Consider the following 16677-nt stretch of genomic DNA (forward strand, 5'->3'; position numbering starts at 1 on the left):
TATTGAGACGAGTACAAGCAAAAGCAGATCGGGTTTTGGAGAGGGCTAAATATGGTATTGAATGAATTGTTAACATCTAGTTTGTCAGTCAAAAATTTAGTAGAACTGACGCGTTATCGCGCCGAACAACAGCCCGATCGCCTCGCCTACACCTTTTTGCTGGATGGAGAAAAGGAAGTAATTAGTCTCACATATCGAGAACTGGATCTATCGGCACGAGCGATCGCGGTGCAACTGCAAACTGTCAGTGCCAAGCATGAGCGCGTCCTGCTTCTCTACCCGCCTGGTCTTGATTTCATTACCGCCTTCTTTGGCTGCTTATACGCTGGTACGATCGCCGTTCCTGCTTATCCGCCTCGACAAAATCAGTCGATCTCCAGGCTGATGGCAATTATGGCAGATGCCCAAGCTAGGGTTGCCCTGACTACAACTTCCCTGCTCACAACCATTGCTACTCAATTTAACCACCATCCAGACCTGACCACAAAACAGATTTTAACTACCGACACCATCGCTAATCAGCAAGCAGAGTTTTGGCACGAACCTGTACTCGATCCAAACGCGATCGCATTTCTGCAATACACCTCTGGCTCAACCGGGATGCCCAAGGGGGTTATGGTCAGTCATGGCAACTTACTGCACAATTTAGAACTGATTCACCAGTTTTTCCAAACCACTCCTAACGAATTAGGCGTATCCTGGCTGCCCCCTTATCATGATATGGGCTTAATCGGCGGCATCCTCCAACCCCTTTACGTCGGCTCCTCAATAATTTTGATGTCGCCTGTTGCGTTTTTGCAGAAGCCATACCGTTGGTTAGAAGCAATTTCTTGCTATCAAGCGACGATTAGCGGCGGGCCGAATTTTGCCTATGACTTGTGCGTGCAGAAGATTCAGCCAGAACAATTAGTGGGTCTTGATCTGAGCAGTTGGAAAGTTGCTTTCAATGGTGCCGAACCAGTTCGTGCCCAGACCCTAGAGCGATTTGCTACCAAGTTTCAGCCTTACGGCTTTCGCCCGGAAGCTTTTTATCCTTGCTATGGGATGGCTGAAGGCACATTGTTGATTTCTGGAGGGGTAAAAGAGTGCTACCCAACGGTGTGTAATGTAGAAAGTGCTGCTCTCGAACAAAACCAAGTTGTGCTGTGTGCAGAGCAACAGCAGCATACTATCAAGATTGTTGGGCAAGGTAAGACGGGGTTAGGTCAAACAATTGCGATCGCCAATCCGCAATCTTTCCAGAGATGTCCAGATGGTACAGTTGGAGAAATTTGGGTTACAGGAGCGAGTATTGCTCAAGGATACTGGCAGAAACCCCAAGAGACGCAAGAAACATTCTATGCCTGTTTAAACGATACAGATGAGGGTTCGTTTCTGCGAACGGGCGACCTGGGATTTCTGCATAATGGTGAATTATTTGTTACCGGGCGACTCAAGGATTTAATTGTGATTCGAGGTCGCAACTACTATCCTCAAGACATTGAACTGACGGTGCAGGAAAGTCATTCAGCTCTCCGACATGGTTGTGGAGCAGTGTTTGCCATCGAGGTAGAAGGAGAAGAAAGAATCGTCGTTGCTCAAGAAATCGAGCGCACCTACTTAAGAAAGCTGAATGCAGATGAAGCGATCGCGGCAATTCGGCAAGCGGTGTCACAGGTTCATGAGTTATCAGTTTATGCAGTGTTGCTGCTCAAGACTGCCAGCATTCCCAAAACTTCAAGTGGTAAGATTTCCCGCACTGCTTGCCGCAATGGATTTCAAACAGGTAGTTTAGACATCATTGCTGCTGACATCTTGCCCGAATGGGATGGCACAGATAGCGAATATAAACTTACAGCAGCAGAACTGTTAGCGATCGCTCCCCCAGAAAGACAACAGCACTTAGAGTCTTACATTCAAGCAAAACTAGCCAGGGGACTAAAAGTTGACTTGGCAAAACTCCATCCCCAACAACCCTTGCATCAGCTAGGCCTCGATTCCTTGACTGCGATCGAGATTAAACATCAAATCGAAGTCGATTTAGAAGTCAATGTTCCTGTGGTCAAGTTTCTAGAAGGTGTGACCATTGCAAATCTCGCTGCTCAAATTCTCAGACAATTGACTGGAGTAAATTCTCAGCAGCAAGGCGAAAAGCTACCCTTTTTCTGCATTCATCCGGTGATGGGTGTCGCTTCCGTTTATTCCGACCTGGCAGAGTTATTGGGTCAAGAACAACCTTTCTATGGGCTACAATCTGCGGGGATTACTGGCGAAAGCAAATCAAAAGATTGTATAGAAGACATTGCTGCTGAGTACATCCACGGTATCCAACAGGTGCAGTCAGAAGGCCCCTATTGTCTAGGAGGTTGGTCTTTTGGCGCGCTGGTGGCATTTGAAATGGCCCAACAGCTACAGCAAGCAGGGCAGACCATTGCTTTACTTGCACTGATTGATACTCCCGCCTTTTGCGACAATCGCACTCAGAATTTCTTCCAGATGGCTAAATTTCTCCTGAATTCCGTGCTTCGCAATCTTGGCCCTTATCTGGATGAAACAGTAGACCATTTTCTGACTGCTGTCGAAGAACGACAACTCACCCAACAGATTGCAACTAAGACCTCGAAGCCATTGGATTTTTTGGTTGAGCCAGGAAGTATAGCTAAGGTTGTCGCCCACCAGTCCAGGCTGAGTAAGCTTTTCCAACCAGCTGCGCGACGGCTATTTCAAGTCATACAAGCTAACAACTCAGCCCTCCTCAAATACAAGCCGCAGCCTTATCCAGGTAAAGTTACCCTATTTCGGACGAGCAAACAAACTGGAAAAAATCCCCAAGATGCAACCCTTGGCTGGGGCGATCTAGCAATGGGAGGAATTGAGATTCACCAAATTCCGGGAAACCATCTGAATTTAGTTCTCCCGCCCCATGTAGAGGTACTTGCCGAAAAGCTAAAAGCTTGTCTCGATCGCGCGCAGATTCAAAAGATGGAGGTGTTGTAGATTTTCCCTTTTCTAAGAGGCTTGTATTAGCTTGATAATACTATCAGGAGATTTATAAAAATAAATAATAACCAAAATGTTCGCTTTGATTACTGATAGTTATAAAACAGCACTAACTGATATTATCCTATCAAGTCTCCATCTATATTCAGAGGATAAAAATCAAGCAATAAGTAGAACGGCTTCAAAAAACCAAACTATGTAAAGAAAAATAAAATAGGCTGAAACCCTTTTATATTCTGCCCGATTCCACTAATCAATATTCACAGCAACCTACTTCTTATGAGTATACCTTTAAAGCTTCGCAGTGGTTTTAGCTTTGATGAAGCGATTTTAATGGCTAAGTTCTCCAAACGAAGTTATGAAATATTTCAAGTCGGAGGAGGCTCTGTTGAAGATGCCGAAGTCCAAGATATCTATAACTCTCTGTATAAGAATGAGGGCTGGAAATTAGTTCATAGCTTGCAAAATAATGAAAATAATATCCGAGGTTTCATTTTTAAACGAGAAGAAAGTAATCAATTTGCGGTGATTTTTCGAGGCTCGATTGTTACCGATCGCGGTCAAATTGAATTAACGGATATTTTGACCGATCTCAATTGGTCATTAATTAACTATGGTTCTCTACCAGATACGCGAGTCAAAGTTGCACGGGGATTTTTTGAAGGATTTGAAGCGGTCAAAGACGAACTTGCTGTTTTTTTCCAGGTTCTCTTAGGTCAAATTAATGCTCAAGATTTTGAGACATTTCAAACCTTGAATTCTGGCAAACAAATTGCTATTGCCCATGCCATTGCTGCGGCTGGAGGAATCCGATTCGGACTGGCCTTTGAGCGCCGATTAAAAAAACTAATTTCGGAAGTCTTCTCTTATGATGCGATCGGCAACCTGAATCGAGCCTGGAGTTTTGCCCGCGATGAACTGTTGAACTTTGAAGATATCTCTAGAGAAATGAGTGAATTCTCGAATAGTCGCAGGGCTGGCGCTAGCTTAAATTCTATATCTAAGATACCTAAAAATACCAGCCGCCTTGAGGTTTTCGTGGGCGGTCATAGTTTGGGCGGTGGTTTAGCTCAACTCGGCGCTCTGTTCTTAAAACGCCGCTTTAGTTCTTTAGGAGAGTTAGCTTTACGAGTCAAAGTATACACCTTTGGATCTGTGAAAGTTGGCAATCGGCATTTTGCCAATTACTACAACGAACAATTAGGAGAAGGATTTAGTTACCGCGTCGAAAATCAACTCGATCCGTTTACTCTAGTACCCTTTAGCCTTCCTTTCCCTTTAAGTATGGTTGCTGGCAATGGCTTGAGATTGGGGGAACTTTACTTAGGCAATTACGAACATGTGGGAGAAGTTCATCACGTAATCGGACTGGGAAATCACGGTGTCTCTCTGAATTTTGGGGGAGCGGCAGAATTTATGGGAGGTGTTCCTTTCCCTCACAGCTTCGATACCTACATTCAACTGCTGCAAGAAGACAAAAAACGGTGGCATCAGTTGTGGCAACCGATTAGAGGAATTCTCAGCATCTTTTTACAAGAAATGCTCCAAGAACAAGAAGCTGGGATTGTGATGACCACCGAAGAACAAATACGGGGAGTTCAAGAACAGACATCTGAAGAAATTCGGAATCTCAAGCAATCTCTAGACGAACTTAAAAGCGAAATTCAGCGATCGGGGCTGAACTTGAAGAACGAATAAGAACTGGTAACTTTCACTACTGATGATCGAGACAATTTTAGATGCAAGGATGCAAGGATTAAACTCAAAATCTGAAATCTAAAAAAGGTTTCAAGCCTCTCCATTTATGGAGAATATTTCAAAAAATCATTAATCCAAAAGACGCTCCTACGTCGCTAACGCTACGCTATCGTAAATCCAAAATCCAAAATCGACGTGACCCCTACTGTTACTGCTCGCAATCTTAGTATCTTTGCTGGTCTACTTGCCTTAAGTATCGGGGCTGGATACGTTTTCCTGTTTAAAGTATCTAGCCCGTCACCCGCCAACAACGCCTCGTCATCTTCGTTATCGTTGCCGCCTAAAAAAACAAAAGTCCTGGCATTGGGGCGGTTGGAACCAGAAGGGGAGATTACCAAAGTTGCAGTTCCAGTGGGGGCGCAGATTGATAAATTAAAAGTTTCTGAGGGTGATTGGGTTAAAGCCGGACAAGTTTTGGCTGATCTCAAAAGTCACCAAGAAATGCTGGCTAAACGAAATTTGGTTGCTAGCCAGTTAGAGGAGGTGCAAAAACAGATACAAACAGATAGCTCCCTCAATAAAATTGAGATTGGTCAGGCACAAGCACAGATTAGTCAGATTTCTACTCCTCGTTTGCAAGAAATTAGCTCTCAACAGGCTGCTGTTCGCCGATCGCAAGCAGAGTTGGATCAAGCAATTATCATACGCGATCGCTATGCAAAACTTTATGCTGAAGGTGCAGTTCCTAAAGAAGATTATGAGATTAGGAAGTTACTGGTTGTACAAACCCAGGAGAATTTAAGTCAAGCCAGAGCCAAGTTAGATCAATTAACCACGACCCGCACAGAGGATATCAAAGTAGCTCAAGAGAACCTCAAACGCTCAGAGATGAATTTAAAACGAGTCGCTAGCCATAGTGGGTTGATTTCAGCCATCCAAAATTTAAAACTGGCCCAGGCACAGTTAGAGCAAACTATTATCCGTGCGCCCAAAAACGGCCAAGTCCTGAAGATTTACACCCAGGCTGGAGAAGTGATTTCCGATCGCGGGCTTCTGGCTCTAGGCAACACACGTAATATGTATGTAGTGGCAGAGGTTTTTGAAACAGACGTTAAGTTGATTAAAGTCGGACAGCGAGCAACGATTACCAGTCCGGTTTTTGAAGAAAAAATGACTGGCACTGTCGCCAAAATTGGTCAACTGGTGTTCAAAAACGACATTATTGGGGACGATCCGACAGCAAAATCAGATGTCCGAGTGGTAGAAGTGAAAATCCGCTTAGATCGAAGCAAACTTGTCTCCGATCTCAGTAATCTGCAAGTAGATACCGAGATTGATTTAAATTAATTCGCTAAAGGTTTTTCAAAAGGGAACAGGGAATAGGAAACTTAGACTTTAACAATTTTTGCAGATGTCTAAATCATTAGGAGTCAGAGAATGTGACTAAACGTCAGCACCGCAAACACTGGAAAGGGCCCCCGTTGGCATGGCGCAACTTAATGCAGAGTAAAGCTCGCTTAAGCGTGGGAGTTTCAGCCATCAGCTTTGCGGTTTCCTTAATATTTATGCAACTTGGACTCTTTGGCGGAGTGATGAAGGGAGCGACGCTCCTCTATGACAGCCTCGATTTTGACATTGTATTGATTTCATCCAAGTCGCCAGAGTCTACCAATGTTCCACCCTTTCCTCGACGTTATTTGTATCAGGCGGGAGGGATGAATGGCGTTGCTGCTGCTAGACCGCTATACCTGTCATTTGGCTCGTGGCGCAATGTAGAAACGACGCGAATACGAGCGCTTTTGGTTTTGGGGTTTAATTATCGAGATCCTGTGTTGCGCGTGCCAGAAGTTTATCCGTATTTACAAGACCTGCAACGCCAAGATACCTTGCTAATGAATCGCTTTTCACGCTCCGAATTTGGCCCGAGAGAAGTAGGTCTGAAAACTGAACTGAGCAGGCGACAAGTTGAAATTGTGGGGTTGTTTAGCTTAAATAACACTATCCGTGCTGATGGCACTGTGATTGTTAGCGATGGAAATTTTATTCGTCTCAATCCGGGGCGATCGCTAAATGATGTGAGTCTGGGGCTGCTGAAAGTTGAGCCGGGTGTAAACGTTGATGAAGTCGTACAACGCTTACGCCAAATCATGCCGGCAACGATTAAGGTGTTCGATCGCCAGGAAGCCATGGCCAGAGAGCAGGAATTTTGGGTTAAATCTTCTTCGCTCGGTTATATCATTGGTGTTGCGGTTGTCATGGCTTTTTTAGTTGGCACTGTCATTGTCTATCAAGTCCTGAGTTCTGATGTCACTGAACGCTTGCACGAATACGCAACTTTAAAAGCCATTGGATATACTAATCTGCGTTTGCTGACAGTCGTTGTCCAAGAAGCGGTTGTGCTGGCGGCGCTGGGGTTTATTCCCGGTTGTCTTCTGGCTTTGGGCATGTACCATGCCATTTTTATTGCCACAAGACTACCAGTCGCCATGACTGTTAGTCGGATGTTATTAGTATTTGGCTTGACGATTCTGACATGTAGTGCATCTGGACTTATTGTTGCTCGCAAAGTATTAGTTGCAGATCCCGCTGATGTTTTCTAGAAAAAAGGTTCGAGTTGTCCTTTTTAAGTTTTCCCTTGCTTGGCGCAACCTGCTCCAGCGCCGATCGCAGTTTTTCACAGCATTAGCCGCGATCGCCTTTGCGGTTTTTCTGATGTTTTCCCAACTCGGATTTCAGAATGCAATGTTGAATAGTAACGTTGCATTTATTCAGGTATTAAATGCTGATTTAATCATGCTCAGTCAGCGACGCTATGTTACCGTTATTGACGAAACCTTTAATCGAACTCGATTATATCAAGCTAGACAATTTGAGGGCGTTGCCGCCGCTTATCCTCTTTATATCACTCTCGGTAGTTGGAGACGTTCTGGAACTGCTGAGGAAAGGTCTATCCGAGTACTGGGATTTAACTTAGACGATCCTGTTTTTCTTTTGCCTGAGATTCAAGCCGCTGAATCTGTTCTCAAAATGCCTAACACTGTATTGACCGATAGCAGATCCCGCAAAGATTATGGTTCTATGCAACCGGGTGTGACGACTGAGCTTTCTGGTGTCAACATCAAAATAATTGGCACGTTTGAACTGGGTGCTGACTTTGTAACTGATGGCAATTTAATTGTCAGCGATCTTAATTTTCTGAGAATCTTTGCAACTAGACCTTCTGGCATTGATTCCAAGCTTCGTCCATCGCTCAACGATGTTGATATTGGTCTAATCAAAGTGACTCCAGGAACGAATAGCGATCGCCTAGAAAAGTTTTTAAATCAAGCTTTACCATCTGATATAGTTGTTTACACCAAACAACATTTTATTGCCAAAGAACTAGATTATTGGATGCAATCATCTGGAATTGGGGCTATTTTTGGATTAGGAACAATCATCGGTTTTGTGGTTGGTATTGTCGTAGTTTACAACATTATCTATAGTAATGTTACAGATAATCTACCTCAATATGGTACTTTGAAAGCCATTGGCCATTCTAATTTTTATCTTGTCAGTATTGTTTTTCTCCAATCTATAATTCTTTCATTTTTTGGTTTTTTTCCGGGCTTTTGCTTAAGTTCTATTTTTTATAAATTAATTTCTACGGCTACAGGGCTGCAATTAGAAATGGATTTTAACGTTATCAGCCTCGTGCTATTTTTGACAATTTTAATGTGTGTGATTTCCGGACTGATTGCCAGCAGAAAACTTAAAAAAATAGATCCTGCTGATATTTATTAACAAAGATTTTGAATAGATATTGATATAAACCGATGTCTAACGAACCAATTATTGTCATCAAAAACCTCAACCATTATTATGGCAAGGGTCAATTACGCAAACAAATATTATTTGATATTTCCCTGAAAATTTATCCTGGAGAAATTGTGATTATGTCCGGCCCCTCTGGGTCTGGAAAGACAACACTGCTGACTTTAATTGGGGGATTGCGTTCTGTTCAAGAAGGTAGCCTTCAGATACTAGGACACGAGTTAAGCAAAGCCAGCAATCGGTTGCTGGAAAATGTCCGCAAGCAGATAGGGTTCATTTTCCAAGCTCATAATTTGTTAGGTTCCCTAACCGCAAACCAAAACGTGCAAATGTCTTTGGTGTTGAATGATGCGATCGCAATGGAAGAAGCGCAAGAGCGATCGCAAGCAATATTAGAGCAAGTGGGACTGCAAAAGCGGATTCATTCTTATCCACACCAGTTATCGGGCGGACAAAAACAACGAGTGGCGATCGCGCGGGCTTTGGTAAACCGACCCCAACTGATTTTGGCAGATGAACCAACAGCAGCGCTAGACAAAGCCAGCGGTCGAGATGTGGTGGAACTAATGCAAAAACTGGCAAAGCAGCAAAATTGTACCATTTTGCTAGTAACCCATGACAACCGAATTTTAGATATTGCGGATCGCATCGTTCATTTAGAAGATGGTCGTTTAGCCTCGCCGACAGAGCAAGCAATTTTAGACATTGAGAGTACCACAACCTCATTAGTTAAAGCGAAAAAAGAGGAATTGAGCCGCACGCTCGAAGAATTAACAATCCCTCAGTTTTTGAGTTTGCTTCAGAAGCTCAAAGAAGAATTTGAACAAGTTTTGCAAGCAATGAATATTCTCAGCGAGCAAATGCTAAAAGCAAATATTGAGGAAGTGATTAGGGCTTTAGCCTGGAAAATTGCCCAAATTATGGGTGCGGATAGAGCAACTATCTTTGTGGTCGATCGGGAAAAAAACCAGCTTTGGTCTAAGGTTTCCCGGAGTGAAAATGAAGAAGCGGTAGAAATTTTCCTGCCGATGAATGATAGTATTAGTGGTTATGTTGCCACAACTGGTGAGAGTGTAAATATAACTGATGTTCAGCAAAATCCTCAGTTCTATAGAGAAATCGATCGAGCAACTGGATATCATACTTGTAATATCCTTTGCTTACCCATGTTCAATAGCAAAAACCAAGTATTTGCAGTGGTTGTGTTGACTAACAAATTAGGAGGTAGCCCCTTTGATGCCAATGATGAACGTCTACTTCGCGAACTAACTGCACCGCTCAGTGTAATTCTAGAAGGTACTCTCTCGGTGTTACAACAATAGAGTTGTCGGGAATTGAAAAAGAATTCAGAAGTTAGAATAATATTTACCCTAAATAAGCTTTTTTAACTCGTTCATCACTAATCAATTCTGATGCTGCTCCTGTTAAGGTAATAGAACCAGCTTCTAAAACATAACCGCGATCGGCAATTTGCAGCGCCAAATTCGCGTTTTGTTCAACTAACAAAATAGTCACGCCTGTAGCCCGGAGATTTTCAATAATAGAAAAGATTTCCCGGACGATCGCAGGTGCTAAACCTAAGCTAGGCTCGTCTAAAAGCAACAGTTGTGGTTTACTCATGACAGCGCGAGCGATCGCTAACATTTGTTGTTCGCCACCACTGAGTGTTCCTGCTAGTTGATTGCGTCTTTGTGACAAGCGTGGAAATAGCTCAAATTGGCGCCCAATATCTGCTTTGATCTCGGCTTGATTGGAACGAATATAAGCACCTAAAAGTAAATTATCAAATACAGTTTGCCGCGCTAATACTCTACGTCCTTCAGGACAATGGGCAATACCAAGTTGTACAACTTCGTGAGTTTGGCGACGAGTAATATTATGTCCATTATAGATAATTACGCCACTCTTAGGATTAACTACTTTAGATATGGCACGGAGTGTAGTTGTTTTTCCAGCACCATTAGCTCCAATTAGAGTAACTACCTCGCCTTTTTGAATAATTAAATTAATCTTTTTTAAAGCTTGGATACCGCCATAATTTACATCAAGTTCTTGAACTTCTAAAATTGTATAGTTTGGCTTACTATCGGCTTTCATGGGCGGTTTACATCCAGAAATGTTGATTCAAAATCTAAGATACATCAATCATACATTTCTTAAAACAGTGCCAAGACATTGCTTCAACTTCAAACTAACGCCATAATACCGTAATCTTTATGATGTACCATTAATTACTGATAAATATATCAAGCGTCCAGTGGCAAAAGTAGCAGATATTGGCAGCAAAGGACTAATTAATTTAGCTCCCGATGCATGGGTAAAGTGGGTAACACAACGTCCTGAAGTTGTGGCGAGAGAAATTCTCGGCTCTGAGTTTCACTGGATTAGCCGCGAAACAGATGTGTTAGTGAAAGCATACAGTGTCACTGACGGAGATTTTCTTGTACTCAATGAACTACAACTGCGTTACACAACACAGATGCCTCTACGGATGAGAGCTTATGCTGCCTTGGCACAAGAACGCTATCGATTGCCAACTTACCCAGTACTGATCAACATTTTACCGCCTTCATCCAGCTTAACTATTGTCAGTAGTTACGAGCAGGAATTTTTAGGATTACGTGCTATCCAAGATTATCGCACGATCAATTTGTGGGAAATCGATGCTGAAATAGTCTTTGAGCAACCACTACCATCGTTGTTACCCTTTGTGCCAATCCTGCGAGGAGGGGGAGAGGTATCAGTTGTGCAACGCGCATTACAGGCGCTACGAGCAGACGCACAGTTGAACCAATTAGAATCATTGCTGGCATTTTTTGCTAGCTTTGTCTTAGACACGCCTTTAGTACAACAAATCATGAGGTGGGATATGGCAGTATTGCGAGAATCGCCTTGGTATCAAGAAATTGAGCAAAGAGGTATTCAGCTAGGTCTTCAGCAGGGTGTACAACGGCAGTTAATCCGAGTATTGCGACGACGCTTTGGTGAAATTCCTCATGAAGTGGAAGCAAGGCTTGAGGGTGAAAGTGTGGAAAAATTAGAAAATTTAATGGATAGTGCGATCGCAGTGAATTCTTTAGACGAATTTGTGAGTATTTTGTTTATATAAATTTCACAGGTGCGATCGCCTTTAGATTTTTCACAATTCCACGTTTAAGGGTGCGTAAGCCCTTTGTGGCAACCCGAATTCAATCAACGACTGCCCGAATTCAATTGAATACTTGAAAACCCAAATTTTTCCTAGCATTAGTCAAAACAAATCAGCAGACAATCCGGTTCGGATTTGGGTAGCGGGATGTTCAACGGGTGAAGAAGTTTATACGATTGCTATTTGCCTATTAGAGTTTTTTAGCGATCGCTCAGTGCAGAAGCCGGAGGGTAAATTCCAGCCATTGTGCTGAGTGGCTATGTAAGTGATTCAGAACAACAACTGAGCATTGAGGCTGGGTTTCATCAAATGCACGTTACTAAACCTGTTGAGCCAAATCAATTAGCGTTGTTCGTTGCAAACCTAGCAGGACGAGCTTAGAAAATTGGCAGCAAAGTTTGTTGTGTATGCTTGCGCAATTCCGTTCTTAATGGCTTGCGAACGCACGGAGAATTTAAACTAATCATTGTATAAACACTAAAAATAATCTCCCACCATCTCTCAATATGTTGGAAATTAGTGAAATGTAATGCCACACTTCAAGTTACGATAAATCTGACTTATTGAGAGCATCTACACCCTGATGACAAAGCCTGCTGATGTCAGTACCAAAAAATTAATCAGCCTCGCACCCAATAATTGGGCAAGATGGGTAACACAAATTCCTGATATTGTTGCTGGGGAAATTCTAAATAGTGAATTTCAGTGGATTAGCCGGGAAAGTGATGTTTTAATCCGTGTCAGTAGTCCCCAACATGGAGAATTTTTGCTTCTTAACGAATTGCAATTACGCTATAAATCCCAAATGCCGCGTCGGATGCGTGCTTATACTGCGCTTGCAGAAGAAAAATATAACTTACCAACATACCCCGTTCTTATCAACATTCTTAAAACTGGTAACAATGAAATACCCACAAGCTTTACATCAAATATTGCCGGATTACGGGCAATCCAAGATTATCGAGTAATTAATCTGTGGGAAATTGATGTCAATATTGCTTTTCAACAACCCTTACCATCCTTACTGCCATTTGTACCCATTCTCAAAGGTGGTGAAAATGAATTTATTATTAGAGAAGCATTGCAAATTCTTCGTGCTGATGAACAACTCAACCAACTAGAAACAGTTCTAGCTTTTTTTGCTACGTTTGTTTTAGAGAATACACTCGTTCAAGAAATCATGAGGTGGGATATGACCGTATTACGTGAGTCACCTTGGTATCAAGAAATTTTACGCGAAGGAGAAGCACGCGGAGAAGCACGCGGAGAAGCACGCGGAGAAGCACGCGGGGAACTGCAAGGAATACTTTCTGCGATTGAAATTAATTTAGAGTTGAAATTTGGCGATCGCGGCTTACAATTGATGCCAGAAATTAACCAGATTCAGGATTTAGAGCGTTTAAAGACAATTTTACGGAATATTGTCACTGCAAATACTATTGAGGAATTGCAACAGATTTTGTAATTCTCAAGTTAGTTATAGCACAAGCTTTGGTGGTTAGGACATCAACAGACGATAAAACTTAGACACAAAAAGGCTTTTCACCCAGTCCCCAGTCCCCAGTCCCCAGTCCCTTGCTATATCAATCATTTCCCAAATAAGCTTCAATTACAGCCGGATCGTTTCTGACTACAGATGGTTCACTCAAAGCAATCAATTGCCCAAAATCTAGCACAGCAATGCGATCGCACAAACCCATAACCAATGGTACATGGTGTTCAATCAGAACGATCGTCAAATTGAAATCATTGCGCAGGCTGCGAATAAATGCACTGAGTTGCTGCTTTTCATTTGGGTTCATTCCCGCCGCTGGTTCATCGAGAAGTAAAATTTGCGGTTGTAATGCTAAAGCACGGGCAATTTCTAGCCGACGCTGATCGCCGTAAGCAAAGTTTTTGGCTTTTTCGTCAGCGCGATCGCTTAATCCCACCAAATCTAATAAATCGAAAGCTTTTTGCTTAGTCTTCAATTCTTCGCGAGGCGCTGGTGGTAATCCTAAAACACCTGTAATCATATTACTTTTGGTGTGTAAATGTCGGGCAATTATCACATTTTCTAATGCCGATAATTCTCCGAACAAGCGGATATTTTGGAAGGTACGGGCGATACCTAAAGCCGCAATTTGATGAGGACGCAGTTGAGAAACTTCTGCATCTTGATAAATTAATTTACCGCTAGAAGGTGGAATAAAAGCAGTAATTAAATTAAACAGTGTTGTTTTACCAGCACCATTAGGGCCAATCAGTCCAAAAATCTCATGTTTATTTACACTAAAAGATACATTATTTACCGCCACTAAACCACCAAAGCGGCGAGTTAATGCTCTTGCTTCTAAGACAATATTGCTGTTAGCTGCTGGAATACTATTTGCCATTTTTGCATATTATTATGAATAATAAGACTTACGCAATAACTCTTTAAAACTCTTATTCCTTTGCGCCCTTTGCGCGCTTGTCTTCGAGATGCTTCGCGTTCACCTAGCGTTCCGGAGGAAAGGCGGTTCCTTTTTTTCTTTGAAAAACATCTGGAGTAATTAGCCCTTGAGGGAAAAATATTGTACCTATTACTATTAAAAAGCCAAAAATAATTAATCTACCATCTCGCAAAAACTGTGCTAACCAATTAGGTAAACCACCAGTATCAGCAAGGCTTCGCAGAATCTCTGGTAAAGCTGTAAATACCATACCTCCAATTACCGGGCCTAAAAAAGTTCTCGAACCACCAATTAAAACAAAAGTTAAATATATAATGCTGGCATCAAAAGTACCTTGACGAGCATTCCAGGTATTGAGGAAGTGAGCGCTAATTGCACCTACAACCCCTGCAAGCATAGCCCCCAATGTAAATGCCAAAACTTTGTAATAAGTCGGATCGATTCCCATTGCACCCGCAGCTAATTCATCTTCGCGGATCGCGATAAAAGCCCTGCCGACGCGGATACGTTCTAAACGATAAAGTAACACCATACTAATTAATAGTAAAGGCAGAGCAATCCATAAATATTCGAGTTGTGTTTGGAAAGGTTGAGGAATGCCAAAAATTCCAACAGCACCGCCTGTAATGTCTAAATTCAGGGAGATGACGCGCAGAACTTCCACAAAAGCGATAGTTGCGATCGCTAAATAAATTCCTCGCAACCGTAATGCTGGAATTCCCACTAAGATACCCAAAAAACCAGAAATTACACCCGCAATTAACATCTCCAATAACAACAATGGAATTGAAAATAAACTACTGCTAGATATAAAAACTTTGGTGGATAAAATTGCTGCAATATACCCACCTAAAGCATAAAATCCTGGACTAGCTAAAGACAATTGTCCTGTCATTAAGGGTAAGTAAAGCGATAATCCTAATAGTGCTCCCAATACCATAGAGACAATCAAAGAAGCGTAAGTAGCGAAAAAATCAGCCATTGTATTTAATATATTTTGATTAAGTTTAATCAAACTATCGCTTTTATCAACTTTTAAGCTGTTAAGATTTCTTCTGCTGTCAGCGTCAGTTTAGGAAAAGTTCGTGACACAATTTGTTCTGAACCTCTAAAATGTGTACATTGGTATTTGCTATCATCATTTAATAGAAAAACAAATACAGCCGGAACTTTTGGATTTCCTAAATATTCTCTTAACCCAATTGCCAAATAATCTATAATCCAATATTCTGTAATACCTAAGCGTTGATATTCATCTAATTTATCAATGTAGTCATCTTCCCAATTAGTTGATGTCACCTCCACAGCTAATTGAATGGGTTCTTCAAGTGCAGCATAAGCAGAACGATTTGAGCGCCATTTATCTTTATCTATGACACTTACATCAGGCTTGCGCCCTTGCTCTATGCCATTAGCAGTTATAGTTTTAAAGACTGTTGTATTTTTTACTACGTAATTAAGATTTAAACGTTTAATTTCATCTTTGAAAGAGTCAGCCGTAAAGTCAGCGACATCATCATGATTTCTGGTTGCACGCACTTCTACAATTTCTCCATCTACAAGTTCATATAAACCTGACTCTGAAGACTGTTCTAAAAATTGGTCAAAAGTTAATTTTTGTTTGGTGTATGTTTTCATAGCGCTACTCTCTTTAAACTTTCTGAATAAACCGCCGCCCTAACAAACCTTGGGGTCTAACTAATAGCATGATAAACAAAATTGCAAAAGCTACTGCGTCTTTATATCCAGAATAATCAGCAGGAACAAACGCCTCTACTAATCCAATTAACAAACCTCCCAACACTGCACCAGGAATACTACCTAAACCACCTAAGACAATTACTGCTAAACCCCGCAAACCAAAAGCAATGCCAAAATATGGCCCTGCAATACTAACACTAGAGGCAACTAAAGTTCCTGCTAATCCTGCTAAAAAACTGCTAATGAAAAAGGTTAGGATGATAAAGCGATCGCTATTAATTCCTAACAAACTAGCTGTAGTTGGATCTTCTGCGATCGCTTGCATTGCCTTACCATATTTAGTCCGATTGATAAAATAGGTAAGAATTGCCACAATCGCTACTGACACAGTAAAAATTACCACCTGAACACTGCGAATCGGAATTGGGTTTTCTGAACTACCAAAGTTAATCGCAGGTGGCAAACTACCGTAAGTATTTGCCGGGTATGTATAACTTTCCGCACCTATTAAATACTGGATTAAATTCACAATTACTACTGCTACCCCCAAACTGGAAACAACAGTTAGCAAAGGATCGGAGCCTTGACGGCGCAAAGGTTGAAAAGCAACACGTTCCATCACTACCCCTACCAATCCTGCCAAGGTGCTTCCTAAAATTAAGGATATAGCAAATGGTAATTTTATTGGCAAGGCTGCATTAGCCAACAAGCCATTAAATCCAAAGTTCCCACCCATAAGTGCATAAGTGAAATATGCACCCAAGGTAAAAATCGCGCCATGAGCTAAATTAATAATGCCCAAAATCGAATAAACCAAGGTATATCCCAAGGCGAAAATTGCATAGACGCTACCAATGGATAACCCATTTAATAATTGCTGCAAAAAGATATTAATATTCATTT

Annotated in this window: 15 protein-coding genes; 10 read left to right on the top strand and 5 right to left on the bottom strand. The window is 41.9% G+C overall.

Features of this window, described 5'->3' with window-relative positions:
- The first annotated feature begins 51 nt into the window (after positions 1-51).
- From RMX89_RS00515 to RMX89_RS00540, 6 genes are all read left to right on the top strand, one after another.
- Positions 52-2976, top strand: coding sequence for an AMP-binding protein (locus RMX89_RS00515; protein ID WP_322687545.1), 2925 nt, complete (start codon positions 52-54; stop codon positions 2974-2976).
- Between the two features lie 282 nt (positions 2977-3258).
- Positions 3259-4677, top strand: a complete 1419-nt coding sequence (locus RMX89_RS00520; RefSeq protein WP_322687546.1) for a lipase family protein — start codon at positions 3259-3261, stop codon at positions 4675-4677.
- Positions 4678-4872: 195 nt separating this feature from the next.
- Positions 4873-6024, top strand: a complete 1152-nt coding sequence (locus RMX89_RS00525; RefSeq protein WP_322687547.1) for an efflux RND transporter periplasmic adaptor subunit — start codon at positions 4873-4875, stop codon at positions 6022-6024.
- 92 nt (positions 6025-6116) lie between these two features.
- Positions 6117-7277, top strand: a complete 1161-nt coding sequence (gene devC, locus RMX89_RS00530) for an ABC transporter permease DevC (RefSeq protein WP_322672819.1) — start codon at positions 6117-6119, stop codon at positions 7275-7277.
- On the top strand, positions 7267-8460 hold the full coding sequence (devC, locus tag RMX89_RS00535) for an ABC transporter permease DevC (protein WP_322686945.1): 1194 nt from the start codon (positions 7267-7269) through the stop codon (positions 8458-8460). Before devC (RMX89_RS00530) ends, devC (RMX89_RS00535) begins: the two co-directional genes overlap by 11 nt.
- 32 nt (positions 8461-8492) lie before the next feature.
- Positions 8493-9812, top strand: coding sequence for an ATP-binding cassette domain-containing protein (locus RMX89_RS00540; RefSeq protein ID WP_322687548.1), 1320 nt, complete (start codon positions 8493-8495; stop codon positions 9810-9812).
- Between the two features lie 43 nt (positions 9813-9855).
- Here the strand turns inward: RMX89_RS00540 and RMX89_RS00545 are convergent, their stop codons facing one another.
- Positions 9856-10587 (bottom strand): ABC transporter ATP-binding protein, encoded by a 732-nt coding sequence (locus tag RMX89_RS00545; RefSeq protein ID WP_322672822.1) that lies wholly within the window; start codon positions 10585-10587, stop codon positions 9856-9858.
- A 160-nt stretch (positions 10588-10747) separates the two neighbouring features.
- Between RMX89_RS00545 and RMX89_RS00550 the strand changes: the two genes are divergently transcribed.
- The 4 genes from RMX89_RS00550 (at position 10748) to RMX89_RS00565 (ending at position 13103) form a co-directional block, all read left to right on the top strand.
- Complete coding sequence (locus RMX89_RS00550; RefSeq protein ID WP_322687549.1) at positions 10748-11599, top strand: Rpn family recombination-promoting nuclease/putative transposase; 852 nt, start codon at positions 10748-10750, stop codon at positions 11597-11599.
- Positions 11600-11702: 103 nt separating this feature from the next.
- The gene (locus RMX89_RS00555; RefSeq protein WP_416211955.1) at positions 11703-11891 is read left to right on the top strand and encodes a CheR family methyltransferase; all 189 of its coding nucleotides are present in this window, start codon (positions 11703-11705) and stop codon (positions 11889-11891) included.
- Positions 11885-12019, top strand: a complete 135-nt coding sequence (locus tag RMX89_RS00560; RefSeq protein ID WP_322687551.1) for a hypothetical protein — start codon at positions 11885-11887, stop codon at positions 12017-12019. The genes RMX89_RS00555 and RMX89_RS00560 overlap by 7 nt, the downstream gene beginning before the upstream one ends.
- Before the next feature lie 202 nt (positions 12020-12221).
- Entirely contained in the window at positions 12222-13103 is an 882-nt protein-coding gene (locus tag RMX89_RS00565; RefSeq protein WP_322687552.1) for an Rpn family recombination-promoting nuclease/putative transposase, read from the top strand.
- 118 nt (positions 13104-13221) lie between these two features.
- Here the strand turns inward: RMX89_RS00565 and RMX89_RS00570 are convergent, their stop codons facing one another.
- From RMX89_RS00570 to RMX89_RS00585, 4 genes are all read right to left on the bottom strand, one after another.
- Positions 13222-14013, bottom strand: coding sequence for an ABC transporter ATP-binding protein (locus RMX89_RS00570; RefSeq protein WP_322687553.1), 792 nt, complete (start codon positions 14011-14013; stop codon positions 13222-13224).
- 103 nt (positions 14014-14116) lie between these two features.
- Positions 14117-15055, bottom strand: a complete 939-nt coding sequence (locus RMX89_RS00575) for a branched-chain amino acid ABC transporter permease (RefSeq protein WP_322687554.1) — start codon at positions 15053-15055, stop codon at positions 14117-14119.
- A 53-nt stretch (positions 15056-15108) separates the two neighbouring features.
- Positions 15109-15711 carry a Uma2 family endonuclease gene (locus tag RMX89_RS00580; protein ID WP_322687555.1) on the bottom strand — a complete coding sequence of 201 codons (603 nt, stop codon included), beginning with the start codon at positions 15709-15711 and terminating at the stop codon, positions 15109-15111.
- 13 nt (positions 15712-15724) lie between these two features.
- The gene (locus RMX89_RS00585; protein ID WP_322687556.1) at positions 15725-16675 is read right to left on the bottom strand and encodes a branched-chain amino acid ABC transporter permease; all 951 of its coding nucleotides are present in this window, start codon (positions 16673-16675) and stop codon (positions 15725-15727) included.
- Positions 16676-16677 lie beyond the last annotated feature (2 nt).

The sequence above is a fragment of the Nostoc sp. DedSLP04 genome (assembly GCF_034530775.1).
In the GTDB taxonomy this organism is placed as follows: domain Bacteria; phylum Cyanobacteriota; class Cyanobacteriia; order Cyanobacteriales; family Nostocaceae; genus Nostoc.